Genomic DNA, 25,690 nt, shown 5'->3' with positions numbered 1-25,690 from the left:
CGATGAGCGTGCATCACCTCGACCTGCGCGGGGCCACGCTCGCCGAGGCCCGTGACAGGGTCCGCGAACGGTTCGGTCCCGGAAGCCCGCTGACCCACTCCACCCGCCTCCTGCTCCTGGACGACACCGACCGCCTGGTCGACCACGCCGACGCCTATGAGGACGCCCTCGTCAGCGGGCGTGTGTCGACCGTGGTGTGCGTCGCGGTGGGGGCACTGGTCCACGGCTCCGACGGCGCGCACCTGGACCGGTCCGAGCTGCTGCGCGGCGGTCGGGACATCACCACCCTGTGGGTCGACGACGAGACCGGCGTGGACTGGGCGGCGCACCGGTCCCGTATGGCCCGGCCGCACCCCGGAGCCCCGCCCGGTTCCAGGACCGGTCTGTACACGCTCATCGACGTCCTGCACCTGCCCGAGGTCTTCGACCACGTGGTCTCCCTCGGACAGTCCATGCCCGAGTCGACCGCCTCGCCCGGCCTGCTGTGGGTGGGATCGGAGATCGGCGCGGGCGCCGTCGACGCCGCCCTGGCCAGCGCCGCGCGCGACCTCACCTCCCGCGAACGCTCGGTCGCCGTGCCGGGACCGCCCGCACCGACCGGAGCACACTTGGTCGACCTCGTCGAGGGCGTCGGTGACGGCACGGCGGTCGCCGGCCCCTCCGGCGGCGAAGGACCGCACCTCAACGACCAGGACCTGCGCGCGTGGATCGCGCACACGGACACGACCCTGGACGCGCTCACCCGCTGGACCGGCCCGTGGGCCGCCACCACGCCGCGGCGGCTGGTCGAGGAGGACCTGCCGGGCCTGGCCGACGCCCTCGCCGCCCACCGCGACGAGGCCGAAGCCGTGTTGAAGGACGTCGTCGCCCCGAGACCAGGCCGGACCGGCGCCGAGCCCCCCGGCTCCGGCGGCGCGGGCGCGGTGGACGAGGAGCACGGGAAGGCCCTCCGGGCCCTCGCCGACCGGCCCCGCCGCGTCCTCGACGACCGAGGAACCCTGGCCGACGCGGCGGCCGACCTGGACCGGACCGCCGCGCGGTTGCGACCTCCGGTCCGGCACGCGGCCCTGGCCGGGGTCGGCCGAGCCGTGCCCGACGACCTGGTGGACGCCTTCCGGCGGCCCCCGCCCGTGCCCGTGGCCGCCCCGGTCCCGGAACTCCTCCCGGTGGCCTTCGCCGCGCCGCTGCTGCCCGCCGTGGCAGGGGGAGGGGCGGGCGTGGCCGTCGCGCTGGTGGTCGCCGCGACCTGGGTCGCCCTGCTGGCCCTGACACTGCACCGGCTGCGCGGACTCGGCGGCCACGCGGCCACCCTGGGGGCGCACGCCGTCGCCGCGGTGGTCGGAACGCTGGCGGGAACAGGGGTGGCCGCCCTCCTCGGGCCGGCCGCACCGATCGGCGGGCCGGTCGCGGCCGTGGTCGGTGGCCTGCTCGGCGGCGGACTGGGGCTGGCGGCGACGGCCGTCTCCTGGTCGTGGCGGCTGCGTCGATGGCGCGCCGAGCTCGGCGCCGAACGCGCCGGAGCGGCCGCCGCGGAGCTGTCCCGGCTGGTGGACCGAGTGGTCCGAGAGGAGGGACGGCTGCGTACGGCCCGTACCCGCCTGTCCGACGCGGCGGTCGCGGCGGCCAGCGCGACGCGCGCCGTCGGCCGGGTCCTGGTCGAACTGGTCGACCGTCTCACCCCACCGCCGGGACAGGAGAGTGAAGACCAACTGGAGTCGGTGCTGCGCGCAGACCTGGTGGACCTGACCACCTCCGCGCTCGGCCCCGTCTGGGACGAGTCGCGCACCGGCCCTGGCCGTGTCGTCGACCGGCACGATCAGGTCTTCCGGTCCGCCACCGACCTGGTCGACGACCTCCTCGACCACCTGCGCGGTTCCGGTCCGCACGAACCGCCGCCCTTCGCCGACCCCGGCCGGGAACGCGCGACGCTCGGCGAGGTGACCCGCGAACGGGTCGCGCGGGTGCTCGACCACGACGTGTCCGGGCACATGCTCCAGCTCTGCGACCCCGCCCACCTGGCGTTGCTCGACACCGGCCCCGCCGCTCCCCGGTGCGTCCGGTTCGTCCCCCGCGCCCTCACAACGTCCACGCGGTCCGACACAGACGAGGACACGGTGCGAACCGACGCGCACGGGGACACCGTGTGGACGGCGGGCGCGCACCTGGCCGGTGTGCTCCGCCTGGTCCCCCTCCGCCCAGGTGTGGTGCGCGACAACGGGCTCTCCGGACACGCGGGCGGCGCCCATGAGTGACACCGAGGACGCCGTCTACCGGACCCCGGACGGTCGCGAGGTCCGCTGTCGGATCACGCCCGAGCGCGACCTGCCGCCGTCGGCCCCGAACGTCCCGCTCACACGCCAGCTCGTCCGCGTCGAGACCGCGGACGAGGAGAGCGTCCTCCTGCGTCTGGCCGTCGGCCACGCCGGAAGCGCCCGCGACCGGGGCCGCGCCTTCACCCAGCTCGACGACGCGATCCTGGCCGGGGTCCGGATCGCCCGGTGCGCCCGGGGCGTCCACCCACCGGAGATCACCCGGCTCGTCGGACACCACGACGACCCGGTGACGCCGTTCGCACTCGTCCAGCCCCACACCGGCCAGCCCATCGGCGAACTGTTGGGACGCCGACAGCTCTTCGACGAGGAGCGCGCCGCCTTCAGGGACGGGCTGCTCAACGCCCTCAGCTGGCTCTCCGCGGCCGAGGTCGTCCACCGCGATCTCCGCCCCGGGACCGTCCTCTGGGACCCCGAGCGCCGGACCGTGCAGGTGTGCGACCTGACCTCCGCCACCGTCGTCGGTGTGCCGCGCGCCGTGGCGGGAACCCCGCCCTGGGCCTCGCCCGAACAGCGCGAGGGCACCGGCTGGTGCGACCCCCGCGACGACGTGTGGTCCGCCGGGCTCCTCCTCTTCCAGGTCCTGACCGGTCACGACGTGGAGGCCGAGGCACGCCTGCCCCTGGAGGACTTCGGGAGTCTGGCCGCCGAACTCGGCGGCGTGTTCGAGTACCGCGCCGAGCTGCGCCCCTCCGCCGACGACCTGCTGGAGCGGTTCACCGGCCGCGCCCCGCGCCGACGCCCCGTCGACACCGAGCTGTCCGCCGGACACCGCGCCTTCGACGAGCGCCTGCGGCGCAGACGCGCGGCGGCGGAGACCGACCCCGGCGGCCGGATGAGCCCGGACTGGCTCATCGCCCCCGAGCCGGACCCGCCCCCGGCACGCCGGTACTGGGTCCTCGGCGCGGTGGCGGGCGTCGCACTGGTCGTGGTCCTGGTGGCCCTGACGTTCTTCCTCGGAGGGTGAGATGAGTGACGCCGACGGCCCCACGACGCGCTGCCCCGTGTGCCTGAGCAGAGTCGGCCTGGACCGGGACGACCTGTGGGTGTGGGAGGACGGTGAGTACCGCGAACTGTGGATGCCCGAGGACGCACCTCCCGACCTGCGCGCCCGGTGGCTGCGGGGCGCCCACGTGCGCTGCCCCAACCACGGGTCCCGACTCCCCGTCCACTACCTGCCCCACCGCTACGTGGACAGCGACCCGGTGGTCGTCGCGATCATCGGCGCGCCGCGATCGGGCAAGACCCACCTGCTGGCGTCCGTCATCGGTGCCGTTCAGGCCCAGGGGCTGGACGGGTTCGGGCTGCTCGCCACCGCCCTGGACACCGGCCGCTACGAGCGGTTCCTCAACACCCGGGTACGGCCGCTGTTCGACCGGGGCCAGATCCTCGACCGCACCGCCGAGAACATCTGGGAGTTCGAGGTGGGGTTGCTGGTGACCGATCAGGACGCCCCGGACGGCCAGCCGCGCGCCGTCGCGTTCTTCGACGTGGCCGGGGACGAACTGTCGGTCCTGAGCCAGGCCGAGAACAAGGTCTTTCTCGACGCGGCGGACGCGTTCGTGTTCGTCATCGACGCCGAACAGCTGGCCAGAGGTGTGCCGGACGCCGCGTTCAGCGCCATCCTCAACCTCGTGCCGAACAGTCGGGACAAGGCCGCCGTGCTGGTGCTGTCCAAGGCGGACCGGTTCCGGTTCGACCCGCCGGTGGACAGGTGGTTGCGCGCCGGGCCGCCCGACGCGGACCCGGCCCGGATCGAGGCCGAGACACGCGACCTGTACGCGTTCGTCACACGCTTCGACGAGGCCGACGGGTGGCTGCGCCCCTGGGCGGAGTTCGGCAGGTCCGCCATCCACGCGGTCTCGGCCACCGGGGGCCCCGACGCACCCGGGCAGAAGCTCTTCGCCCGGCCGGTGCGGCCCCAACGCGTCCTCAGCCCGTTCGTGACCCTGATGGCGATGACCGGCGTGATCGATACCGACGAGGCACGGAGGGTGGGGCTGTGACGTCGGCGGGAGACGCGGGCGGTCCCGTGGCGCACCAGATCCACTTCGGGTGGCGGGAGAACAACCTGATGGGGCAGGGCCTGGGGCCCACGTCCACCTCACTGCGCCGCGACGTCGACTACGAGCGGCTCCGCTACTGGTACGGTCGGCTCGCCAAGGTCGCCATCCCGGAGTTCGCCCCCGGCGAGGCCGAGCCCAGCTTCTGGTTCCGCCGCTTCGAGGACGGGCAGGGCGCTCTGCTGTACCGCGTTCCCGAGTCGGTGGACCGCGACCGCCGCGGCGGCGTCGCCCGGGCCATGGTCGGCCCGGGCGTGGGGCCGACCTGGGCTCTGCTGTGCGCCGCGCGCAACGGGCTGGGCGGGGCCGCCCCCGCCCACGAGGACTGGGGGATGCTGCCGCCCCTGCCCCTCCCGAACCGCCGGACCGAGAACCTGCGGAGAATGCACAGCGAGCTGGACCGGGACGCGCTGTCCCACCCGGGCCTGGTCAACCTGGTGGCGGCAGTGCTGGCCAACCCCTTCGCCCGTGTCGACGTTCGCTCCACCTACGGTGCCAGGACGATGGACCACAAGGACCGTCTCGTCCTGCTGTGGGGGCTGTACCGCGCGCTCTTCCGGGTCCTGGGGCGGAGCAACGATCCGCTCTTCGACGGTGTGGACTGGTCCTTCAGCACCAGTGAACCCTGGTCGGACCGCATCGGACACCCCGCGGACCCGCCCCGGTTCGCCTTCCGGCCACCCGGCTCGGGTGACGGACCGGTCGACCTGGCGGCGCCTCCGCCGCAGGATCACCCCCGCCTCGTCGCCCAGTGGTTGACCAACCGGCTCGACAAGGAGGACGACCCGCTCACCCCGGACGAACGTGCCCGGATCCAGCGGCTCGGGGAGTGGGGCGACGACGGCTACGGGTGGATGATGCGGCGGTTGCACGAGCGGGCCGCGCGGGAGGGGACGACCGTGCCCGCGCCCCCGCGAGCCGCGGCCATGCGCCGCTCGCCCGCGGACGCGCCGCCGTGGTCGCCGATCCGTGAGGAGGAACCCGCCACCCGGACCCGGCCCGACACGGCCGACGAGGAGGCCACGGAGGAGATCGCCCCGCGCCCAGGCGTCGCCGAGGAGGCCACGGAGGAACTCTCGCCCGCGAGCACGGGAACCGGGCGAACGGATCCGGAACTGGCGTCGCTGACGACGCGGATCAGGCACGCACGCGACGGGGACGAGCTGGCACAGGCCGTGAACGAGCTGGTGCGCCGGCTCAACCCCACGGTTCCGGACGCTCTGGCACTCCGGGGGCGGCCCCGGGACCTGCGGATCTCGCTCACCGCGCCCCTCCACCTCCTCGTCGCGGCGGGTGCGGCGCTGCTCCTGCTCGTGGTCTGTCTCGTCCTGGTGACGCTCCTGGTCACCTGACCGGCGGCGGACCTCAGAGCCGCACCACCGACCGCAGCACCTCGCCCCGCCGCATCCGCGCGAAGGCCTCCTCCACGTCCTCCAGCCCGATCTCCTCGCTGACGAACGCGTCCAGGTCCAGACGGCCCTGGCGGTACAGGTCGACGAGCACGGGGAAGTCGCGGGAGGGCAGACAGTCGCCGTACCAGGAGGACTTCAGCGCGCCGCCGCGGGCGAACACGTCCAGCAGCGGCAGCTCCAGCCGCATCTCCGGGGTGGGCACCCCGACCAGGACGACCGTGCCCGCCAGGTCGCGCGCGTAGAACGCCTGCTCGTAGGTCTGGGGCGTGCCGACCGCCTCGATGACCACGTCCGCGCCGAACCCGCCGGTGAGGCCGCGGACGGCGGTGACCGGGTCGTCGTCCCGGGCGTTGACGGTGTGGGTGGCGCCGAGCCCGCGGGCCCGGTCGAGCTTGCGGTCGTCCAGATCCACCGCGATGATCCGCGCCGCACCGGCCAGGCGCGCCCCGGCGACGGCGGCGCAGCCCACGCCGCCGCAGCCGATCACCGCCACCGAGTCGCCCCGCTCCACGCCGCCGGTGTTGACGGCGGCGCCGATGCCCGCCATGACCCCGCAGCCGAGCAGCCCCACCGCGGCGGGGGACGCGTCCGGGTCCACCGGGGTGCACTGGCCCGCGGCCACGAGCGTCCGTTCGGCGAACGCGCCGATGCCCAGGGCGGGGGAGAGCGGGGTGCCGTCCTCCAGGGTCATGGCCCGCGTCGCATTGCGGGTGGCGAAGCAGTACTGCGGACGCCCCCGCCGACAGGCACGGCAGTCCCCGCACACCGCGCGCCAGTTGAGCACGACGTGGTCCCCGGGCGCCACGGTCGTCACGTCCGCGCCGACCGACTCCACCACCCCCGCCGCCTCGTGGCCGAGGAGGAAGGGGAAGTCGTCGGAGATGCCGCCCTCGCGGTAGTGCAGGTCGGTGTGGCACACCCCGCACGTGCGGACCGCGACCACGGCCTCGCCCGGACCGGGATCGGGGACCAGGACCGTGGTGAGCTCGACGGGCGATCCCTGGGAGCGGGCGACCACTCCGCGTACGCGCTGGACCATCGGGAGTACCTCCAACGGGGCCGGGGCGCGGCGCACGCCGCGTCTTCAGCATCCCCCGGGGGCGCGGCGGCCGAAACCGTCCGCCGGTCGGCGCTCCGCGCCCGTGGTCCACGCGGATCAGAACTGGGAGCTCAGCCCCAGTCCCAGTCCGCCGTCGACCAGGATCTCCTGCCCCGAGGTGAAGGTCGCCTCGAACCCGAGGAAGAGCACGGCGCGGGCGACCTCGGCGATGGTGCCGTGGCGGCCCATGGGGGTCGTCGCGTCACCGACGCGCATGAACTCCTCGCGCTGCTCCTCGGTGAGACCGGGGACGCCCATGCTCGGGGTGTCGATGAACCCGGGGGCCACCGCGTTCACCCGGATCCCGCGCGGCAGCAGCTCCGAGGCCAGCACGCGGCCGAAACCGAGCACGGCCGCCTTGGTGCCGGTGTACACGCTCATGCCCGCGGAGCCCGTCACGTTGGTCACGGCGGTGGTGAACACGATCGACCCGTGGTCGGAGATGAGGGGGAGCAGGCGCTGGACGGTGAAGAACGCGCCCTTGGTGTTGACGTCGAACATCCAGTCGTAGGCCTCCTCGGTGACCTCGGCGACCGGTGCGAGGCCGGACACCCCCACGTTGACGTGGAGGAAGTCGATCCCGCCGAGCTCCTCGCGCACCGTGGCGGCGAGGGCGTCGACGTCGGCCAGGTCCGCCGCGTCCGCGCGCACCACGTGCGCGTCCGGGCCGAGCTTGGCGCGCGCCTCCTCCAGGTTCCTCTCGTTGCGGCCGGTCAGCAGCACCCGCGCGCCGCCCGCGACGAGTTCCTCGACCACACCCATGCCCATGCCGTGCGTCCCGCCGACCACCACGGCCCGCTTGCCCGCGTAAGCACCCATCGACTTCTCTCCTTCGTCGTCCGTGCGGCCGTGCGGCCGCTGGCTGATGACCCCACGATGGCCGCGGCCGCCACGGATCCACCACGGGCCCGCCACGGCCCGGCCGCCACCCCGCCACGGGTGCGCCGTGGGCGGCTACGTTGGGGGCATGCGATTCGGAGTGCTGGGGCCACTGGCCGTGTGGACCGACGACGGCGAGCCCGTCCGCGTCCGCGACACCAAGGTCCGCGCCCTGCTCGCGGCGCTCCTGCTGGCCGAGGGGCGGATGGTCACGGTCGACCACCTCGTCGACGCCCTGTGGGGAGACACCCCGCCCGCGCGGCCCGCCGCCGTGCTCCAGGCCCGCGTCTCCCAGCTGCGCGGGGTGCTGGACCGCGCCGAACCCGGCGCCCGCGCCCTGGTGCGGTACCGCGCCCCCGGCTACCTTCTCCCGGCCGACGACGTGGACGCCGTGCGCTCCACCTCGCTCGTGCGGGAATCCCGCGACGGTGTCGACCCCCGCACGCGCGTCGACCTGCTCACCCGCGCCCTGGACCTGTGGCGGGGACCGGCCCTGGCCGAGTTCGCCGACGGCGAGACCGCGCGGCCGGTGGTGGCCCGGTGGGAGGAGGAACGGGTCGCGGCCGTGGAGGAGCGCGCCGAGGCCCTGATCGACCTGGGCGAGTACGCGGCCGTGGCCGCCGAACTCGCCGACGTCGTCGACCGCCACCCCTTCCGGGAACGGCTGCACGCCGCCCGCATCCGCGCGCTGTACGGCGCGGGCCGCCAGGGCGAGGCGCTGACGGCCTACGAGCGGCTGCGCGCCCGCCTCGCCGACGAGCTGGGCGTCGACCCGGGGCCCGACCTGGTCGCCCTGCACCGCGCCCTCCTGGACCAGGACCCCGCCCTGGACCGCGTGACGGTCGCGGACGCGCCGCCCGGCAACCTGCCCGCGCCCGGGGACGGCCTGATGGGGCGCGAGGAACGGCTCACGCGCCTGGTCGCCCTGGGCGGGGAGCGCCGCCTGGTCACCCTGACCGGACCCGGCGGGGTCGGCAAGACGCGGTTGGCGCTGGCGGCGGCCGAACGGCTGGCGACGACGGCGGGACCGGACGGCGCCTGGCTCGTCGAACTCGCTCCCCTCGCCGAGGGCGGTGACGCGGTCGGCGTGCTCGCCGCCGTGCTGGGGGTGCGCGACGACGGGGGCGGCCCCGGCCCGTTCGACCGGACCGTGGAGCTGCTGCGCGGGCGGCGGGCCCTGATCGTGCTGGACAACTGCGAACACGTCGTCGCGTCCGCGGCCGACACCGTCGCCCGCCTGCTGCGGGCGCTGCCCGACCTGACCGTCCTGGCCACCAGCCAGGTGCCGCTGGACGTGGCGGAGGAACGGCTGTTCGCCGTCCCGCCGCTGGACCTGCCCCCGGAGACCGACGACCCCGAGGCACTCGCCCGCTCCGGAGCGGCCCAGCTCCTGGTCGCGCGGGCCAGCGCGGCCGAGCCGTCCTTCACGCTCGACCAGGACACGGCCGCCGCCGTCGCCGTGATCTGCCGACGTCTGGACGGCATCCCGCTGGCCCTCGAACTGGCCGCCACGCGACTGCGCCACATGAGCGCGGACGAACTGGCCGCCCGGCTCGACGACCGCTTCGCCGTGCTGGGCGTGGGCCGCCGCGACGCCCCCGCGCGACAGCGCACCCTGCGCGCGATGATCGACTGGAGCTGGGAACCGCTCGGCGCCGTCGAACGCCAGGTCCTGGCCCACCTGTCCGTCCTCTCCGACGGCGGCGACCTGGCCGCCGCCGAGGCCGTGTGCACCGCCTCCGCGGCCGTGACCCACGCCCAGGTCCTGGACGCCGTCGGCGCGCTCGTCGACCGCTCCCTGGTGGTCGTCGGGCGCCACCCGACCGGGACCCGCTACCACCTGTTGGAGTCGGTGGCCGCCTACGCGCTGGACCGCCTGGCCGAGTCGGGCGCCACGGGTCGGGCCCGCCTGCGCCACGCCCGCCACTTCGCGGACCTGGCCGAACGCGCCGACGCGGGCGTGCGCGGACGTGACCAGCGCCGGTGGCTGGAGCGCCTGGACTGCGAGGCCGCCAACCTGCGCGCCGCCCTGGACACGGCCGTGCGCGAGGCCGACACCGACCTGGCACTGCGCCTGGCCAACGCCCTGTGCTGGTACCGCCACCTGCGGGGGAGGTCCGGTGAGTCGCGTGAGGCGCTCGACCGGGCACTGGCGTTGCCGGGCGGACGGCCCGGGGCGCGGGCGTGCGCCCGGGTGTGGCGGGCCGCGCTCGCCGACCCGAAGGACGCGCGGCTGCGTGAGGAGGCTCGGCGGACGCTGCCCATGGTTCCGGACACCCCCACCCGCGCGCGGCTGGCCTGGTTCCTGGAACTGTCCCGGTGGGGGCTCGGCGACACCGAGCAGGCCGAGCGACGCGTGCGGGACGCGCACGAGGAGGCCCTCGCGGCCCAGGACCGGTGGTGCGCCGCGGTCAGCCGGGTCCTGCTCGCGGACGCCGCCCACCGGAGGGGCGAGTTGGACGCGGCGCTGACCTGGGCCAGGGAGAGCGAACGCGAGCTGCGCGCCCTCGGCGACCGCTGGGGGGTTCTCCAGGCCGCCAACGCGGCCGCGGAGGTCCTGGAGGCGCTCGGTGACCTGGAGGGGATGGCCGCCCACCACGAGGAGGGGCTGCGCATCGCCGAGGACCTGCGGCTGTGGACGGTGGTCGCGCGCACGCTCTCGGGACTGGGACGCGTGTCGATGCTCCACGGCGACCTGGAGCGGGCGGGCGACCTGCTCGAACGGGCGCGGGGGATCGCGGCCGAACACGCGGACACGCTGGGCGAACAGTTCGCCGACGCAGGACTGGCCCTGGTGGCGCGCCGCTCGGGCGACCTGGAGCGGGCCGAACGGCTGCTCCTGCGGTGGTTGGACTGGAACCGCGGCGCCGCCGGACGGATCGGGTTGGCGTTCATCCTCACACAGCTGGGCTACGTCGCCGAACAGCGCGGCGACGCCGGGCTCGCCCTCGCGCGGCACGAGGAGGCGTGCGAGGCCGCCGAGGCCAGCGGCGACCCCCGCGCGGTCGCGCTCGCGCTGGAGGGCCAGGCGGGCGCGTACGCGCTGATGGGGGACGGGGAGCGGGCGAGGAAGCTCGTGGCCGAGGCCGCCGGGCTGCGGGAGCGGGCCGGTGCGCCGCTGACGGAGGCCGAACGGGTGGACGTGGACCGGATCGCGCGGCGGCCGGGGTGATCCGGTCCTCCCGCACCGCCAGCCGCACGGGGCCAGCAGCCCATCCCACCCCGGCAGGCCTTGGGGCACGCGCCTCAGCGGCCGTCGGTGGTCAGGCGACCGGTTCGGGTGTCCGCGCGGCCTCGCGCGGTCGGCCGAGGCGTCCGGTGCGGCGCAGCCACCACTCCGCGGGCAGCGTCCCCAGGGGAGGCACGGAGGCGGCCAACGCGACCAGGGTCGGCCAGATCCCCCAGCGCAGGTGCAGCGCGGCGGCCACGGTCAACGCCACGTAGAGCATGAACGCGCCGCCGTGCAGCGGCCCGAACACGTGCACGCCGACCTCGCTGCCGTCGCCCAGGTACTTGAATCCCATGCCGACCAGCAGTCCGGCCCAGGTCACGGCCTCGATCACCGCCACCACGCGGAAGGCCGTCGCTGTCGTACGCGGTTGGATGCTCACTCTGTTCCCCGGGGTCGTCTTCGCTGGACACACGAGGTCCCGGCGGGCGACGCCGGGACCGGTCCCAGGCTAGGCCACCCCCGTGGGAACGGCGTCGCGGGTCCTGATGAGCGGAGCGTCCCGGGCCAACTCCCGGAACCCGACGCCGTGGTACAGCCCGCGCGCCTCGGGATGCCCCGGTGCACCCAGGCAGGCGACGGTCGTGTGCGTGGCCCCGGCCGCCCGCGCCAGACGCATGCAGTGCAGGAGCATCGCCCGCGCCAGCCCCAGACGCCGGTAGTCGGGATGCGTCCCGACCGGCTCGAACTCGACGGTCCCGTTCGCTTCGTCGAGCCACATGATCGTCGAGGACGCCATCGTTCCGTCCGGCGCCTCCACCAGGACGTGCAGGTCGCCGCGGTACCCCGCCGTCCGCCGGACGCCCTGGTAGCCCTCGGCCGTGTACGCCGTGGGAGCCCAGGCGTCCAGGTGGGCCTGGACCGCGGCCTCAGGTCCGGCCTCGTCGGCGGTGCGGAACCGGAATCCCTCCGGCAGGACCGGCTGCTCCACGTCGGCGAGGTCCCGCTCGTTGAGCTGGGTCCAGTGACCGGCGTCGCCGAGCGAGGCCGGGTCGGTCTCGTATCCGTGCGCCGCCCATCGCCGCAGAGCGAACTCGTCGGCGGCGCTCGGCCGCACCGTGCGCTCGATGCCCGCGGCCGTGCCGTCGTACCAGTCGATCACCTCGTCGATCAGCCCGGCGTGGTCGGGGTGGACCTGGTACGCGAGATAGGCGTCGGTGAGGTCCCTCACCGACCCGTCGCTCAGCCGCACCGTGCGCGGAAGCTGGGCCCAGCTCCACGCCACCAGATCGTCGCCGGAGAACCACAGCCGACGCGGCCAGTGCGCGCCGGCGCCGGCGTGCCCCCTGCCCCAGTTCCAGGCCAGCTCGCCGAAGGACGCGTCGCTGTTCACCAGTTCCGGGCGGGTGGCGGTCAGACGCTGCGCCAGACCCTGCATGAGTCGTACGTCCGCGGCGGTCAGGAGTTCGAGGTCGGTCATGGTGCGCCACTGTGTCAGGACTTCGACGAAGCCGTCGAGCCATTTTCCGGGGCCGCCCGACCGCGGACACCGACCGACGCGTTCACGACCCGCGGGGCGAACGTCGCCCGCCACGGCGCTACGAGGCCATCTCCGTGCGTGAGGTCCACTCGTAGACGGGCAGGTCCCCCTCATCGGTGTACAGGTGCCGTGCGGTGGCGCTGAAGTGCTCGTATCCGCCGCGGAACGCGATCTTGACCTCGTCGCCCGCGCGCGGCGCCGGTACGATCCGCTGCGGAAGGTCCTTCGGTCCGCCTTCCAGGACCGCCTTCTGTGTCTCGTCCATACGATCAGACTCGCACGCGCCCCGGGGCCTGTCACGCACCGCGCCACCGCCTTTACCCAGGTGGGAAGGGTCGGACGCACGAGTGCCCCGCCGGGGTCCGACGGGGCACTCGTGCGTTCGGTGTGGCGCCTACCGGCGGCCCATCGGGGCCGCTTCGGCCGGGGCGGCCTCAGCCGCCTCCGCGGGCTTGGCGGGCTTGGCGGGCGCCGCCTCCGCGCTCTCCGCCGGGGCGGCCTCAGCCGCTTCCGCGGGCTTGGCCGGCCCCGCCTCGGCGGGCGCGGCTTCGTTCGGAGCCAGCTCCATGGTCTCCCCGGACTCCGCGGCCTCAGCCGCCTCCGCCGCGTCGGCGGGGTTCTGCAGGACGAGCAGAGCCTTCACCGAGGGGTCCAGCTCGCGGACCGTGTCGCCCGCGCTGACGTACTCGACGGCCTGCGCCCGGCCGTTGGACTCGAACTGGTCACAGGAGTTCCGGATCAGGATGACCGGCGACTCGGTGTTGTTCGTGAACCTGTGGAACTCCGTGTTCTTCGCCTCCGCGATCACCTCGTCCGGCAGGTTGTGGCAGGACCCGGGCTTGGCGTCGGTGATGACGTGCTCGTTGGTCTTGAGCTGGCTCCAGTCGATGACCTCGAAGGTCAGCGTGCCCTCCGCGGCCTGGGCCGGGGTGGCGATGGACAGGGTCAGCGCGCAGGCGGCGAGGCCCGTCGCGGCAGCGGTGGTGAAGCGAACCACGATTACACCCTCCGTATGGGATTGATTACAAAACGTTATACACGGGGGTGGGTGTGGATCGCGAGCACGTCGACGGCATGCAGGAAGACTGTTGGCCGTCCCGTGGCCTGCGGTTGGTTCAACCCTCGAGGACGCGCTCCCGCAACGCCCGCAGGGAGGTGAACCGGTGCGCCGCCAGCCCCAGCCGGACGGCCGCGTCGACGTTGGCCTGCCGGTCGTCCACGAACAGCACCCGCGCGGCGGGCACCTCCAACCGCTCCACCGCCCACGCGAAGGCCGCGGGCTCCGGCTTGGCGCGGCGGATGCGGCTGGACAGGCCCACCACCGAGAACGGCTCCAACACCCGGGCGTGCCGTTCCCCGAAGAAGTCGGCGATCTCCGCCGGAATGTTGGACAGCAGCCCGAGGCGCATCCCCTCGGCGGCCAGCCCCGCGACGTAGGCGACCATCTCCTCGTCGACCCGCGACCAACTCTCCACGTCCAGGGCGAGCAGCCGCCGCACCCGCCGCTCGTCGAAGACCACGCCGAGCCGGTCGGCCACCGACTTCCAGTACGCGGGTCCGTCGAGGTCGCCCCGGTCGTAGGCCTGACGCGGGAACCAGTAGGCGTCCCAGAAGTCCGCCCCGGCCGCTCCGGCCTCCCGTTCCAGGGCCGCGCGCCCCTCGGGCGACTGGTCGCGGGCGATCACCCCGAACATGTCGAACAGCACGGCGTCCACGGATCGGGCCTCCCGTCGGATCGGATCCGACCACCCTAGCGCCGCGCCCCTACGCCCCTGGGAGCGGCCCGATCAAGGGTCACGGCGCGAACTGTTGCTTCACCAGAGACTTCCACGGCACGTCCCCGGGGACGGCGTCCATGAGCACCTCGTTCACCGTCTCGCCCAGCCACTGATTGGAGTCCCGGCGCACCCCCTGTCGTCGGAAGCCCGCCTTCTCGTACGCGCGGATGGCCCCCGTGTTCGGTTCGATGACCGTGAGATAGACGCACCGCAGGTTGGTGACGTGGAAGGCGTAGTCCAGGACCAGCCGCGTCGCCTCCGTGCCGATGCCCTTGTTCCGCGATTCGCCCAGTGCCACGACGTACTCGCCGTTGCGGCGCATCGGGTCCACGTAGACCTGAGCCAGTCCCACCGGTTGGGGGTCGTCCCCGGTCAGGTCGTAGACGGTGAAACGCAGCTCCCGGTCCGAGGCTCGCCCGTATCCCTCGAGGAGGATCTCCCGGGTGGTCTCCATCGGCTGCGGCGTCTGCCGGTTGTAACCGACGATGGTGGGAATCGACTGCTCCCACCGCCAGTACTCCTCGACCAGGTCGGCACGCAGCGGGCCGATGCCCGCCCTGTCTCCGTGCAGCCAGACCAGGGGTTCGCTCATGTCGCTTCCTTCATGGTTGGGATGGCCAGCAGCGCCGTGCACCGCCGTGTGCTGTCCGGTTCCGCCACGGGGAACCCTTCCGCCTCGATCCAGGCATGCAGTCGGATGGGATCGCCGATCGCGCCGTGGCACCAGCGCGCCCCTCTTCCCAATGCCGCCAGCGTGAGCACTGCGGCCACCGACTCCTCCAGACACGCGACGCGCACGGGCGAGAACAGCCCGAGACCGCGCACAGCGTGGACTGCTCTCTCCGCCTCGGTGACCGTGGCCGGAGGCCGACCGTACCCGGACACGTGCCGCACGAGGCGGAGCATGCGGTGCATGCGCAGGTGACGTCGTCCGGTCCGTCCGACCACGATCACCACGAGAAGAGCTCCTGCGGCGATGAGCCGATGAACAGGAGGGACGCGTGGGAACTCGGCGAAGCCCATGGGGAGCTCCTGCACACCCCAGCTCGCCTCCCACTTCCGTCCTGCGACGACTGGTCGGGGGTATTTTCCGGTCGCCAGGACCTGGACGGCTCCGGTCTCGTAGTGCACGACCACGGTCGCCGACCCCAGGTCGCACGCTCGGACCGCGTCCAGGTCACCGTGTGAGGTCGTCATACCGCGCCAACCTCACACGCGTCCCACGGGATCCTCGGTGCGGCGTTGACCGCGCGAAGCCACGCCTCGGTGGAGACGGTCGATTCGATCTGGGCGAGCTCGTCTCCGATGCCCAGGGCCGCGTGCCGTATCGACTTTCGCAGGCAGGCGACGTCGACCAGTCCCTGAGCGGCCAGGTGGCCGTCGACGAAGTCGAGGAGCACGGGTAGCGCCTTCCTTAGCCCCTGGTGGTGGTCGCTGGAGGCGTCCCCCTTGGTGGTGCGGCGGGTGAGTCGTACTGGGAAGAGGTCCCGCATGGCCTCGGCCATGACCGGCTTGTACCGCGCTGGTCCGGGCAGGTCGTCGACTGGTACGGACAGATAGGAATGGATGACCTGGGAGTCGAAGTAGGGGTTGTGCAGTGCTATGCCGAACGCCTCGGCGAGCTGTGCGTCGGCGCGCGCCGTGCGTCCGGCCTGGGTCATGGTGCGCATCAGGCTTCGCTGGGTCTGGCTCTGCAACGAGAAGGGGTTCGCATCGTTGGAAGCGGGAAATGCAGCGTGAACCCAGCGCGGAACTGGGTCCGGTTCGATCCTGGAGTTCGCGGTGCGGAACGCGTCGATGATGGACGTCCGGCGAACGTGCGCCCACCGGGCGGCCTCGCCGAGTGCTCGTCCGATTCGGCCACACCTCAGAAGTTCGACCAAGTGGTAGGGCGGTGTGAGGAGGAGGGCATCCCCTCCGTCCCCGGTCATGTGCAGGTCGGAACCCACCTGTTCGACCAGCCACACCAACTGCGCGGAGAAGTAGGCGTACGAGACCGTGGACGGTGCGGGTTCGTCGGTCGCGGGAACCACACCGAGCTCGCGATAGGGGGCGTGTTCTTCGGTGACCGGCAACCAGCGGTGGTCGAGCCCGATGTGGTGGGCGGCCTCGCGGGCGTAGTCCAAGTCTCCGCCGTCGTGGACCCCCTTCGGGTGGACGGTGACGCCCACGATCCGGCGCTGCTGAGAAACCAGCCGTTCCGCCGCCAGGAGACCGAGGGCTGAGGAGTCGAACCCTCCGGAGAAGTCCGTGCTCGGTCGCGACGCTCGGTCTACCCGGACGGAGACCGCTCCTTCGAGCGCGGCACGCAGTCGACGCGCGTGCCCTTCAGATCGTGGTGTCGGCCGCCACACAGCCTGCGGGAGCGGCTCGGTGCGCGCGGACAGCCGGATTCGGTGCCCGGGAGGGACTCGCTCGACGCCGAGGAAGAAGGAGTCCGTTCCGAGTTCCGCCGTGTCGGGGCTGATCAGGCGCGCGGCCACTGTGTCGAGGTTCACCCTCAGTGCGCCGTCGAGGCAGGCCAACAGTCGCGAACTTGAGGCCCACTGCGTTCCCTCCGGGGTTCGTCGAGTGTAGACCGGGATCGCCGACGCCAGGTCGGTCCAGAGGGTGACCGCTTCCGGCTCTATCTGCGCGACGACGTAGCTGCCCGGCCACCGCCACACGACGTCATCGGGCACAGTGCCCGCCGTGGTCTGGTGTAGATCGTCCGTGTCAGCGCCGCACGGGCCCAGCACGACCACGTGCCGTCCTCTGTGCGTGACACACCGGCGTTCGTGTTCGGGCCAGTCCGTGCTTGTCCAGACCTGTGTCAGGTGGGGAAGGATCGGGCGGCAATCACGCGGACGGGTGAGGGGCGGACCGATCGAGCCACCGAACCACATGGGTGTGCTCCTGCGCTGTCTGTGGGGTGTCCGGGACCAGGCGGCCCCGAACACCCCGGTGCGGTCAGTTGTACGGGCTGCGCTTGTTTTCGTTACGGGCGCGGCCCTGGCCGAGGGTCAGGTCAGCGACGTCTCCCAGTTCGATGACTTCGTGCTCGACAGGGGTGGGGGAGTCGGGCTGGGTGTCCATGCGTGTGTCTCCTTCGTTTCGTGGCGGGTGCGGGTAGGGGTCACGCGGTTTCGAACGGCCGACCGGCGCGCTGCCCGGGGCTCTCCAACGCGGCCACGAACAGCTCCAACGTGGGCTCGATGATCGTGGGCGCGGTCAGACCCGACGGGGAGCGGTCGGTGGCCACCCACAGGTCGCTGTTGCGGTGGATGGCGTAGCGGTCGCCGTAGTGCCTGCGCAGTACGGCGAGCGCTACGGCGCTCGGGTCGGGTGACCGCTCGTCAGAGGCGGGGGAAGGGCGCATGGGAGCATCCGATCTGCGTCGGCGATGCGGTGATCGCTGGTCTGATCAGGACGCTACAGAGAGTGTGTGTCGGACTCCAAGCGAGTTGCATGAAGTTGCACAGATTCAGTCGAGCGCCTCGATGGCGGAGGTGATCACGGCGCGGGCCTCGTCGCCGTGGACAGCGAGCTCCTGGAGGCGGTCGAACGCCTTGATGTAGGTCGCGATCTCTGCGGGGGCTTCGATGTTGATTTCCGCGGCCAACAGTTCCGACTGGACGAGCGTGTCGTCATAGATGCTGAACCCTTCGACTGGCCACATGGAGCGAGGGGCAGACGACGGGATGACCCCGAGGGACACATGGGGTAGGGAGGACATGGTCAGAAGGTGCTCAAACTGTTCTGCCATGGTTTCGTTGTTTCCCATGCGGTACCTGAGCACTGACTCTTCAAGAACGATCTCAAATGTTCGATCTTTCTGGTGAATAATGCGGGAGCGGCGCACTCGGGCTTCGGCGGCTGGCTCCACCTCGTTGGGAATCCCTCGGAATTCAGTGATCGTTGCGAGGAGCGAATTCGCGTAGGCCGGTGTTTGGAAGAATCCCGGGATGATGTCCGGCATATATTTCCTGAATCGCTGGGTGCGTTCGTAGAGTGGGATGTAGGACTCCTGTAGCTTGCGGAGTCCGCCTTGCTCCTTCTGGGTCCATTCGGTGTAGACCGATTCAGCGTACTTTGCCGACGTGTTTTGTTCATTGTTGGAATCGGAAGAGTTCTGCATATTCTTTCCCTGTCTGTCTGGAGATGCTGTCTGGCGTCTTCTTTTTATGGCTATTATTCGAGTGCTTCGATGGCTGAGGTGATCAGCGCTCGGGCCTCGGTCCCGTACGCGGCGATCTTCTGGAATCGGTCGAATGTCTTGAGGTATGTGGACACTTCTGTGGGGGCCTCGATGCTGAGTTCCGCAGCTGCGAGTTCAATTTGGACAAGATAGTCATCAAAAATGACGTAGGCTTCCATTGGCCAGATGGGGCGGGGGGATGTGAAGGGGATGATGCCGATGGAGACATGGGGTAGAGGCATGACTGTCAGGAGGTGGCCGAGTTGTCCGGCCATGGTCTCACTGTCTCCGATGCGATGCCGAAGGACTGATTCTTCCAGCACCATGGCAAGGCGGCGGTTCCCTCGCCAGAGAATTCGTGAACGGTCTATTCGGGCCTTGGTGGCCTCCTCGACGTCATCGTCGATCTCATCGAATTCAGTGATAGATCTGAAGAGCGCGGCAGCGTACTCAGGGGTTTGAAGAAAACCGGGAATCAGGTTTGGTGTGTAGTTTCGGAAGACCTTGGTCTGTTCGTAGAGGGGGATATAAGATTCTTGTAGGTGGCGCAAGCCTGCCCGCTGTTTTCTCCGCCACTCCACGTAGAGGGATTCGGCGCTTCGTGACGCGGCGATGAGATCGTCTGCCTGATCACTTGCGTTGCAGGCTCGGCACCAAGCCCTGATATCCGCGTCGGAGGGGGGAGTCCTAGCGTTCTCGATGCGTGATGACTTGGACTTGTGCCAACCGCACTGAGAGGCCAGCTCTACCCCCGTGATTCCGGCATCCAGGCGAAGTTCCTTCAACCGCGCGGCGACGGCTCCACGGGCTGCTTGGGCATTGGATGGGGAAGACGAGGGCACGAGTTGGTGATCCGTTGGTCGTGGTGGTCAGATGCGGAAGGATCTGTGCGGTGTCGCGCGCTTCCAGACTTCCTCGAAAGCAGAGTCGCAGAGTTCGACCACATGCGGTGTTTCGATGATCTCGGGTTCGGTCGGCGTGCCGTCACCCGCGAAGTGGTTGATGTACAAGGTTCGGTTGTCGAAGAGCCAGAAGTCATTGCCAGGAAGAGCGATGTCGGTGGCGTGGCGTCGGGCGAGCCAGCGAACCTCTTCACCGGTGATGAGGTTGCCTTCGGTCTCCTCATACTCGAAGCGGATGTAGTCGGTCACTGGAACAGAGACAATGCGTGCACGGCGCACCGCCGCGCCTTTGGCTACAGCGTTCGAGACGGCTTGGTAGAAATCATTCCACCAAGAAGCGCGGTCCGACCAGTCGGTGCCCTGGCCGCTTCGCTTCCACCTGTGGAAACCCTCCATCTCCTCCTCAACGCCGTAGACGTCACGCATCTCCAGGTGAAGAGCAGATACTTCGCAGGAGTTCAACAGGTCATTGATGCCGGACGCGTTCGACGTCATCGCACGCCTTCCTCAGCAGCTCGATCAGACGGGAGGGAATGCGGACCACGGATTCGTGGTCCGGAATGATATCGATTTTCTGGCAGGCCGCCAGAGTTTCCGCGTCCGCCGTCCAGCCCTGAATCACCAGGTCAGCATTGTCGGCGTCAACGAAAACCGTGGGGGAGCGGCCGTTATTTGACTCAGGGTCCTTGCCGACGAACTTCAGGTTCACCATGGATGCTGTCCTCTCGGGGGTTGGTTGCATCCAGTTGCACCAGGATCCGTGAGAGCTGGACGCTCTGTCAAGGGTTCCTGATTCTCTGTGCTGAAGAATGACCACTTTGAGTAGTGATGCGTCATATGTCGCGCCAGCGGGTCTCCCTGTCGAATCCTCTTCAGAACTTTCATGAAAGGACTTGAAAATCATCACGCTCAGTGCTTACCCTGTGGCGCAGAGGAGGTGGTCATGGCTGATGTGACGGTCGGGCGACGGCGGCTCGGTATTGATCTGCGGAGGTTGCGTGAGCAGCGCGAGATGACCAACGCCGAGGTCGCGCGGGAGTCCGGGCTCTCCGAAGCGACGCTCAGCCGCATCGAGAACGGCAAGCGCGTCGTCAAGCCGAGTGAGCTGCGCGTCCTCATGAACCTGTACGGGGTGACCGACCCTGACCAGCAGGCACGCTTCGCCGCGATGTCCAAGGTCAGCGCCAAGGACAACTGGTGGGACGACTACGACGACGTCCTTCCCTCCGGGCTCGGGAGCTACGTCGGTCTGGAGGCCGAAGCAGATCGTCTGCGGAGCTACCACCCCAGCGTCATCCACGCCCTGCTCGCCACCGAGGACTATGCCCGTGCGGTGACGCGGGCGACCATGCCCGATGGATCGCAGGATGACCTCGATCGTCTCGTGGAGTTGAAGATGCAGCGCCGACAGGTGCTGGAACGCGAGAACCCCCTGAGGCTGTGGGCCATCCTCGACGAGGCCGCGCTCCGGAGGCCGTTCGGCGGACCCGCGGCCATGCGTGCCCAGTTCACGCATCTTGTGGAGATGGCGCACAGGCCCAACATCACCGTGCAGATCATGCCGTTCAGCCGAGGACCACATGCGGGTCTGGTCGGTCCGTTCATGCTGATCGAGTTCGAGGATCCGGACGACCTGGATCACGTCTACGTCGAGTCCCCAGCCGGGAACCTGTTCCTCCAGAAGCGTCCGCTGGTGGCAGAATTCCGAGAGAGTTTCTCCCTGATGAGCGCTTCTGCTCTGGCGCCCGAGGACCTCGAAGAGTTCATTTCCAGTATCGCAAAGGACCTGACCGAATGACTGCTGTTCCTGACCTCTCCGGCGCGCACTGGTTCAAGGCTCAGGCCAGTGACACCGCCAAGGGCTGCGTGGAGGTGGCGCACCTGGACGAGGGGACCGCCGTGCGCAACTCCCGGGACCCGCAGGGCGGCGTGCTGTTCTTCACCCCCCATGAGTGGGAGTGCTTCCTCGACGGGGCGCACAAGGGCGAGTTCGTCCGGCCCGCTCGGTAACCGAGAGAACCACTGCCCGGGGCGTCCATGAGTTGGCGCTCGATCGCCCCGGGCAGTGCTCACCGAAGGGAGATCCACGATGACCGAGGACCACACCAACGGCACTACCTCTGTCTACCACGACGAGCCCGGCGCGGAGTTCTTCGAGTTGCGGCTGACCGAGGGCGAGCACAGGGGCCGGGCGTTCGCCTGGGGCATGGAGCTGCCCGACGGCGGCACGGTCGTCTACAACATCCTCGACCGCTCGATCATCCGGGGGAGCCTGCCGGAACGCACCGCCCGTCGTCTGCGCGCCGAGCTCGTCTGGTTGTGACGCACCGCCGGGTCACGGGGCACGCCGTCCCGTGTCCCGGCGCACCTCTCCGCCCTGCGGCCCGTGCCGCCCGTACCCGCGATACTGGGGCCCATGGACGACCTCATGCTCTCGCTCCTGCCCCTGACCACCACCGTGGAGGAGGGCGAACGCGACTCCCGCGTCGCACTGCTGCCCGTGGGCAGCCTCGAACAGCACGGCCCCCACCTGCCCCTGATCACCGACACCGTCATCGCCTGCGTCCTGGCGCGCGAACTCGCCCGCGCCCACCCCGTGCGCCTCCTGCCACCGCTGACCATCTCCTGCTCCCACGAGCACGCCGCCTGGCCGGGCACCGTCAGCCTCTCCGCGCGCACCCTGCACGCCGTGGTCACCGACATCGCCGCCTCGCTCGGCGACACCCGGCTCGTCCTGGTCAACGGCCACGGCGGCAACCACGTCCTGGCCAACGTCGTCCAGGAATCCCAGGGCACGATGGCGCTCTTCCCCCAGGCGCACGAGTGGGAGGCGGCACGCGAGGCCGCCGGGATGACCACCGACAACGACACCGACATGCACGCGGGGGAGCTGGAGACCTCGGTCCTGCTGCACACTCACCCCCACCTCGTCCGCCCCGGCCGCGCCGACCACGTCACCGGCCCGCGCGACCACATGCCCACCCTGGGCCTGGCCCCCTACACCCCCACCGGCGTGGTCGGCCGTCCCTCACTGGCCACCGCCGACAAGGGCCGTCGCCTGCTCGCCGCGCTCGTCGCCGCCCTCGGCGGGCACCTGGCCGCCCTGGACCCGGCGGCGTCCGACCAGCCGCACGGCGATGACCGCCGCGCCGGGCAGCCCCGCCACGAGCGCCAGCAGCCCGTAGACGACTGACGCCGTCACCCCCTGCTCGGCGCCGAGTCCGGCGGCGCCGAACGCCAACGCCGTGACCGCCTCGCGCGGCCCCCACCCGCCCACGTTCACCGGCAGGCTCATCGCGAGCAGGGACAGCACCACCAGCGGCGCCACCTGGGCCACGGGGGCCGACACCCCCACCACCGAGGCCGCGAACACGAACAGGCCCACGTGACCGGCCAGCGCCGCCGCCGACAGTCCCACGACCTCCGCTCCGCGCGCGAGCACGCCCGCGCGCGCGTCCACCGCCGTGTCCCGCAGCACGCACCACCACCGGGGACGCCGCCCCCGACCCAGCACCAGCCCCGCACCGACCAGCGCCGCGGCGGCCACGATCACCCCGGCGGACACGCCGACCGCCCGCAGCCCCGGACCGAACAGCGCCGCCGGAAGGGCGAACAGCAGCGCCGCGCCGGTCACCGCCAGCACGACCTGACCAGCCACCCGCTCCAACACCACCGCACGCACCCCGCGCCCCACGTCACCCGCGTACCGGCCGTGGCTGACCGCCCGGTGGACGTCGCCCAGCACCCCGGCGGGCAGCACGGCGTTGAGGAACACGGCGCGGTAGTAGTCCCCGACCGCCCGGGTGAACGGCAGCCGCAGCCCGACCCCGCGCGCCACCACCCACCAGCGCGCCGCGCTCAACACGGTCGTGTACGCCCCCACCCCCAGCGCCACCAGCACCGCACCGGCGTCCACCACCGCGAACGCGGACGTGAACGCCCCGGCGGGGAACCACCACACCACGCCCGCCAGGATCGCCGTCCCCACGAGGGCTCGCACCCACCCCGTCCACAGCCGTGCGTTCGTGCCTCGTCGGCCACCCAAGGTTCGTTCGGGGCCCGGGTCCCGCGGTGTGCCCGTGTCCCACGCGGCGTCCGCGTCCGGCGGGGCGTCGGATGCCCTCATGGCGTCTCCGAACCGGGCGCCCGGGGTGGAAGCACCACCAGGTCGGTGTGGTGGACCGTGGCCCACAGGCGGCCCCGCTCGCACTGCGCCAGCCGCCGCTCCAGATACGCCGCCACCGGCAGCGCGGGTTCCTGTTCGGCCGCCGCGCCCACCCAGCCGCGCAACCACTCCCGCAGCAGGTCGCCGCGTTCCGGCCCCAACCGCCACGGGCTCGCGAACGCGCGCGTCCGCGCCCCCAGCCCCTCGAACACGTCGGCCGTGACGGCGGCGGAGTCGGGCCCGAGCCTCCCGCCGCGCCGCTGGTGGTCGTCGAAGGCCCGCGCCAGCCGTGCGTCGAGCGGATCGGCGGGGGACAGCTCCACCCGGCCCGCCACCGTCAGCGTCAACAGCGCCGGACACCCGGCCTCGACGACCGCCCCGGCCAGCGCCTCCACCTCGGCACGCGTCAACAGGTCCAGCAGTGCCGAGGCCACCACCAGAGTCACGCCGTCCAGATCGCGGGCCCGCAATGACGCCAGGTCCAGTGTGCGGGTCCGCACACGGTCGACCGGCACGCTCTCCCTCGCCAGCCCCAGCAGGGCCGGATCCCGGTCGAACAGCACCCACCGCCGCGTCTCCGGGAGCCGCGGCGCGAGCCACCGGCCGAGCGACCCCGTGCCGCACCCCAGGTCGGCGACCACGCGACCGTGTCCGCGCACCTGCTCGACCGCTCGCTCCGACCTGGCCTCGGCGTCCGCGCCCTCGCGCAGCGCCAGCCACTCCGGTGCGAACGCCGGTACTCCAGTCGAGGTCAACGGCACCCCTCCTCGTCGAGGACCGCGCACATCGCGCGCGCCGCCTGCTTCCATCCTGCCAACTCCGACCGCCGCCGGCGCGCCGAGGTTCGCAGTCCTTCGCGCAGATCCCGGTCGACCAGCCAGAGCCGTAGCGCCTCGGTGAGCGCGGCGGCGTCCTCCGGGGCGACGAGGAGGCCGGGCCGAGAGCCCCCGGCATCCCGTCCCAGCGCCTCGGGAACCCCGCCGACCCGCGCGGCCACCACCGGCACACCGTGCGCGAGGGCCTCGGTCACCGCCATGCCGAACGTCTCGGCGCGGGAGGGGAGCACCACCAGGTCGGCCGCGGCGTAGGCGGCCTCCAGGTCGGCCCCCGTGAGCGCACCGGTCAGGCGCACCCCCAACGCTCCCGCCCGCGCCCGCACGCGCTCGGCGTGCGCGCCCCGGCCGACCGGGCCCACGCACACGCACTCCCACGGCGGGCCGTCCAGCCGCGCGAGGGCCTCCAGGAGCAGGTCGTGCCCCTTGCGCGGGGTCACCGACGCCACGCACAGCAGGTGGGAGACGCCGTCGGTGCCGGGTGCGAGCGGTGCGGGGTCGGTGCCCGGGGCGACGTGGTGGACCCGGGCCAGGCCGTGGTGGGCGGCCAGCTTCCGTGCCGCCCACCCGCTGGTGGCCACCACCCCGGTCATCGTGAGCACCGCGCGCTCGCGGGCGTCCAGGTCGGCGGCCTCGTCGGGGGACAGCCCGGTCTCGTCGGCCAGGGGGAGATGGACCAGGACCACGATCCGCAGCCGGTCGGCGTGCGCTGCGACGACCTCCGGCACCCCGCAGGCGACCAGTCCGTCCACCAGCGCGCCCGCGCCGTCGGGCAGGCGCGCCAGCTCCCGGGACAGGCGGTCGCGGTCGGCGGCGTCCGGCCGTGGCCAGGATCCGGGTACCTCGACGCGACGCACGGGCCGCCCCAGGGCGTCGAGCGCCGCCGCGATCCGCGCGTCGTAGGTGTTGCCGCCGCTGGGCACGTCGGCCGCAGGCACCACGAACGTGACGGTCACAGGTCGCGCTCGTAGGTCGCCCACGCCACGTGCGACTCGTGCAGCGTGACCGACACCCCCGTCAGGCCGCGCCCACGCGCGTCGATCCGCTCCACCAACCGGTCGGCGATCACGCGGGCCAGGAACTCGGTCGAGGTGTTCACCCCCGCGAACTCGGGCACCTCGTCCAGGTTCCGGTAGTTCAGCTCGGCGACCAGCGCGCCCAGCTCCCGCGTCACCAGGCCGATGTCCACGACGATGCCGTCGTCGTCGAGCTCGGGGCGGCGCAGGGTCGCGTCCACGACGAACGTGGCGCCGTGCAGCCTGCGCGCGGGACCGAACACCTCGCCCCGGAAGCTGTGCGCGACCATCAGGTGGTCGCGGACGGTGACACTGAACAACGGGCGT

General features: G+C 71.9%; 28 protein-coding genes and 1 pseudogene. 9 read left to right on the top strand and 20 right to left on the bottom strand.

Annotated elements, in window-relative coordinates:
* The first annotated feature begins 2 nt into the window (after window positions 1–2).
* From AB0I72_RS15940 to AB0I72_RS15925, 4 genes are read left to right on the top strand one after another with little or no spacing between them, the layout of a single operon-like run.
* Window positions 3–2,252: a hypothetical protein gene (locus AB0I72_RS15940; RefSeq protein ID WP_358568382.1), complete on the top strand. Its 2,250-nt coding sequence runs from the start codon at window positions 3–5 to the stop codon at window positions 2,250–2,252.
* Window positions 2,245–3,297 (top strand): protein kinase, encoded by a 1,053-nt coding sequence (locus AB0I72_RS15935; RefSeq protein WP_358568379.1) that lies wholly within the window; start codon window positions 2,245–2,247, stop codon window positions 3,295–3,297. The genes AB0I72_RS15940 and AB0I72_RS15935 overlap by 8 nt, the downstream gene beginning before the upstream one ends.
* A gap of 1 nt (window position 3,298) precedes the next feature.
* Window positions 3,299–4,336, top strand: a complete 1,038-nt coding sequence (locus tag AB0I72_RS15930; RefSeq protein WP_358568376.1) for a hypothetical protein — start codon at window positions 3,299–3,301, stop codon at window positions 4,334–4,336.
* Window positions 4,333–5,745 (top strand): hypothetical protein, encoded by a 1,413-nt coding sequence (locus AB0I72_RS15925; protein ID WP_358568373.1) that lies wholly within the window; start codon window positions 4,333–4,335, stop codon window positions 5,743–5,745. The genes AB0I72_RS15930 and AB0I72_RS15925 overlap by 4 nt, the downstream gene beginning before the upstream one ends.
* 13 nt (window positions 5,746–5,758) lie before the next feature.
* On the opposite strand, the gene AB0I72_RS15920 is transcribed toward AB0I72_RS15925, so the two are convergent.
* Both AB0I72_RS15920 and AB0I72_RS15915 read right to left on the bottom strand, forming a co-directional pair.
* Complete coding sequence (locus AB0I72_RS15920; RefSeq protein ID WP_358568370.1) at window positions 5,759–6,844, bottom strand: S-(hydroxymethyl)mycothiol dehydrogenase; 1,086 nt, start codon at window positions 6,842–6,844, stop codon at window positions 5,759–5,761.
* A 117-nt stretch (window positions 6,845–6,961) separates the two neighbouring features.
* Window positions 6,962–7,723, bottom strand: coding sequence for an SDR family oxidoreductase (locus AB0I72_RS15915; protein WP_358568368.1), 762 nt, complete (start codon window positions 7,721–7,723; stop codon window positions 6,962–6,964).
* Between the two features lie 148 nt (window positions 7,724–7,871).
* Here AB0I72_RS15915 and AB0I72_RS15910 point away from each other — a divergent pair, with 148 nt between their 5' ends.
* Window positions 7,872–10,955 carry a BTAD domain-containing putative transcriptional regulator gene (locus AB0I72_RS15910; RefSeq protein ID WP_358568365.1) on the top strand — a complete coding sequence of 1,028 codons (3,084 nt, stop codon included), beginning with the start codon at window positions 7,872–7,874 and terminating at the stop codon, window positions 10,953–10,955.
* Between the two features lie 91 nt (window positions 10,956–11,046).
* On the opposite strand, the gene AB0I72_RS15905 is transcribed toward AB0I72_RS15910, so the two are convergent.
* From AB0I72_RS15905 to AB0I72_RS15840, 14 genes are all read right to left on the bottom strand, one after another.
* The gene (locus AB0I72_RS15905; RefSeq protein ID WP_358568362.1) at window positions 11,047–11,394 is read right to left on the bottom strand and encodes a DUF3817 domain-containing protein; all 348 of its coding nucleotides are present in this window, start codon (window positions 11,392–11,394) and stop codon (window positions 11,047–11,049) included.
* A gap of 69 nt (window positions 11,395–11,463) precedes the next feature.
* The gene (locus tag AB0I72_RS15900; RefSeq protein WP_358568360.1) at window positions 11,464–12,432 is read right to left on the bottom strand and encodes a GNAT family N-acetyltransferase; all 969 of its coding nucleotides are present in this window, start codon (window positions 12,430–12,432) and stop codon (window positions 11,464–11,466) included.
* Between the two features lie 118 nt (window positions 12,433–12,550).
* Entirely contained in the window at window positions 12,551–12,757 is a 207-nt protein-coding gene (locus AB0I72_RS15895; RefSeq protein ID WP_358568357.1) for a DUF5988 family protein, read from the bottom strand.
* A 129-nt stretch (window positions 12,758–12,886) separates the two neighbouring features.
* Window positions 12,887–13,489, bottom strand: coding sequence for a hypothetical protein (locus AB0I72_RS15890; RefSeq protein ID WP_358568354.1), 603 nt, complete (start codon window positions 13,487–13,489; stop codon window positions 12,887–12,889).
* A gap of 118 nt (window positions 13,490–13,607) precedes the next feature.
* Complete coding sequence (locus AB0I72_RS15885; protein ID WP_358568351.1) at window positions 13,608–14,207, bottom strand: HAD family phosphatase; 600 nt, start codon at window positions 14,205–14,207, stop codon at window positions 13,608–13,610.
* A gap of 79 nt (window positions 14,208–14,286) precedes the next feature.
* Complete coding sequence (locus AB0I72_RS15880; RefSeq protein ID WP_358568348.1) at window positions 14,287–14,862, bottom strand: GNAT family protein; 576 nt, start codon at window positions 14,860–14,862, stop codon at window positions 14,287–14,289.
* Window positions 14,859–15,467, bottom strand: a complete 609-nt coding sequence (locus AB0I72_RS15875; RefSeq protein WP_358568345.1) for a lasso peptide biosynthesis B2 protein — start codon at window positions 15,465–15,467, stop codon at window positions 14,859–14,861. Before AB0I72_RS15875 ends, AB0I72_RS15880 begins: the two co-directional genes overlap by 4 nt.
* Window positions 15,464–17,155 carry an albusnodin/ikarugamycin family macrolactam cyclase gene (locus tag AB0I72_RS15870; RefSeq protein ID WP_358568342.1) on the bottom strand — a complete coding sequence of 564 codons (1,692 nt, stop codon included), beginning with the start codon at window positions 17,153–17,155 and terminating at the stop codon, window positions 15,464–15,466. Before AB0I72_RS15870 ends, AB0I72_RS15875 begins: the two co-directional genes overlap by 4 nt.
* A gap of 64 nt (window positions 17,156–17,219) precedes the next feature.
* Window positions 17,220–17,345, bottom strand: coding sequence for an albusnodin family lasso peptide (locus tag AB0I72_RS15865; protein ID WP_358568339.1), 126 nt, complete (start codon window positions 17,343–17,345; stop codon window positions 17,220–17,222).
* Between the two features lie 40 nt (window positions 17,346–17,385).
* Window positions 17,386–17,628, bottom strand: a complete 243-nt coding sequence (locus tag AB0I72_RS15860) for a hypothetical protein (RefSeq protein WP_358568336.1) — start codon at window positions 17,626–17,628, stop codon at window positions 17,386–17,388.
* A gap of 105 nt (window positions 17,629–17,733) precedes the next feature.
* Window positions 17,734–18,387: a DUF5753 domain-containing protein gene (locus AB0I72_RS15855; protein ID WP_358568333.1), complete on the bottom strand. Its 654-nt coding sequence runs from the start codon at window positions 18,385–18,387 to the stop codon at window positions 17,734–17,736.
* A 53-nt stretch (window positions 18,388–18,440) separates the two neighbouring features.
* Entirely contained in the window at window positions 18,441–19,232 is a 792-nt protein-coding gene (locus AB0I72_RS15850) for a helix-turn-helix transcriptional regulator (protein WP_358568330.1), read from the bottom strand.
* A gap of 84 nt (window positions 19,233–19,316) precedes the next feature.
* Window positions 19,317–19,844, bottom strand: a complete 528-nt coding sequence (locus tag AB0I72_RS15845; RefSeq protein WP_358568327.1) for a DUF6879 family protein — start codon at window positions 19,842–19,844, stop codon at window positions 19,317–19,319.
* The gene (locus tag AB0I72_RS15840) at window positions 19,816–20,061 is read right to left on the bottom strand and encodes a hypothetical protein (RefSeq protein ID WP_358568325.1); all 246 of its coding nucleotides are present in this window, start codon (window positions 20,059–20,061) and stop codon (window positions 19,816–19,818) included. The genes AB0I72_RS15845 and AB0I72_RS15840 overlap by 29 nt, the downstream gene beginning before the upstream one ends.
* Window positions 20,062–20,292: 231 nt before the next feature.
* Between AB0I72_RS15840 and AB0I72_RS15835 the strand changes: the two genes are divergently transcribed.
* From AB0I72_RS15835 to AB0I72_RS15820, 4 genes are all read left to right on the top strand, one after another.
* Complete coding sequence (locus tag AB0I72_RS15835; protein ID WP_075924750.1) at window positions 20,293–21,147, top strand: helix-turn-helix transcriptional regulator; 855 nt, start codon at window positions 20,293–20,295, stop codon at window positions 21,145–21,147.
* A complete protein-coding gene (locus tag AB0I72_RS15830; protein ID WP_075924751.1) occupies window positions 21,144–21,359 on the top strand; it encodes a DUF397 domain-containing protein in 216 nt (71 codons plus the stop codon). The genes AB0I72_RS15835 and AB0I72_RS15830 overlap by 4 nt, the downstream gene beginning before the upstream one ends.
* 79 nt (window positions 21,360–21,438) lie before the next feature.
* Entirely contained in the window at window positions 21,439–21,672 is a 234-nt protein-coding gene (locus AB0I72_RS15825) for a hypothetical protein (RefSeq protein WP_358568321.1), read from the top strand.
* A 93-nt stretch (window positions 21,673–21,765) separates the two neighbouring features.
* Window positions 21,766–22,542, top strand: a complete 777-nt coding sequence (locus AB0I72_RS15820) for a creatininase family protein (RefSeq protein ID WP_358568318.1) — start codon at window positions 21,766–21,768, stop codon at window positions 22,540–22,542.
* 21 nt (window positions 22,543–22,563) lie between these two features.
* Here AB0I72_RS15820 and AB0I72_RS15815 read toward each other — a convergent pair.
* The 4 genes and pseudogenes from AB0I72_RS15815 to AB0I72_RS15800 form a co-directional block, all read right to left on the bottom strand.
* Window positions 22,564–23,475 (bottom strand): annotated as a pseudogene (locus AB0I72_RS15815) (lysylphosphatidylglycerol synthase transmembrane domain-containing protein); the annotation flags it as partial.
* Window positions 23,472–24,269, bottom strand: a complete 798-nt coding sequence (locus AB0I72_RS15810) for a class I SAM-dependent methyltransferase (protein WP_358568315.1) — start codon at window positions 24,267–24,269, stop codon at window positions 23,472–23,474. The gene AB0I72_RS15810 and the pseudogene AB0I72_RS15815, both read right to left, overlap by 4 nt.
* The gene (locus AB0I72_RS15805) at window positions 24,266–25,303 is read right to left on the bottom strand and encodes a glycosyltransferase family 4 protein (RefSeq protein ID WP_358568313.1); all 1,038 of its coding nucleotides are present in this window, start codon (window positions 25,301–25,303) and stop codon (window positions 24,266–24,268) included. Before AB0I72_RS15805 ends, AB0I72_RS15810 begins: the two co-directional genes overlap by 4 nt.
* Window positions 25,300–25,683 carry a 6-carboxytetrahydropterin synthase gene (locus AB0I72_RS15800; RefSeq protein WP_358568310.1) on the bottom strand — a complete coding sequence of 128 codons (384 nt, stop codon included), beginning with the start codon at window positions 25,681–25,683 and terminating at the stop codon, window positions 25,300–25,302. Before AB0I72_RS15800 ends, AB0I72_RS15805 begins: the two co-directional genes overlap by 4 nt.
* Window positions 25,684–25,690: the final 7 nt, after the last annotated feature.

This window comes from Nocardiopsis sp. NPDC049922 (assembly GCF_040660275.1).
Lineage (GTDB): Bacteria > Actinomycetota > Actinomycetes > Streptosporangiales > Streptosporangiaceae > Nocardiopsis.
Note: the sequence above shows the minus strand (reverse complement) of the source record. Positions and strands in the feature narration are given on the sequence as shown.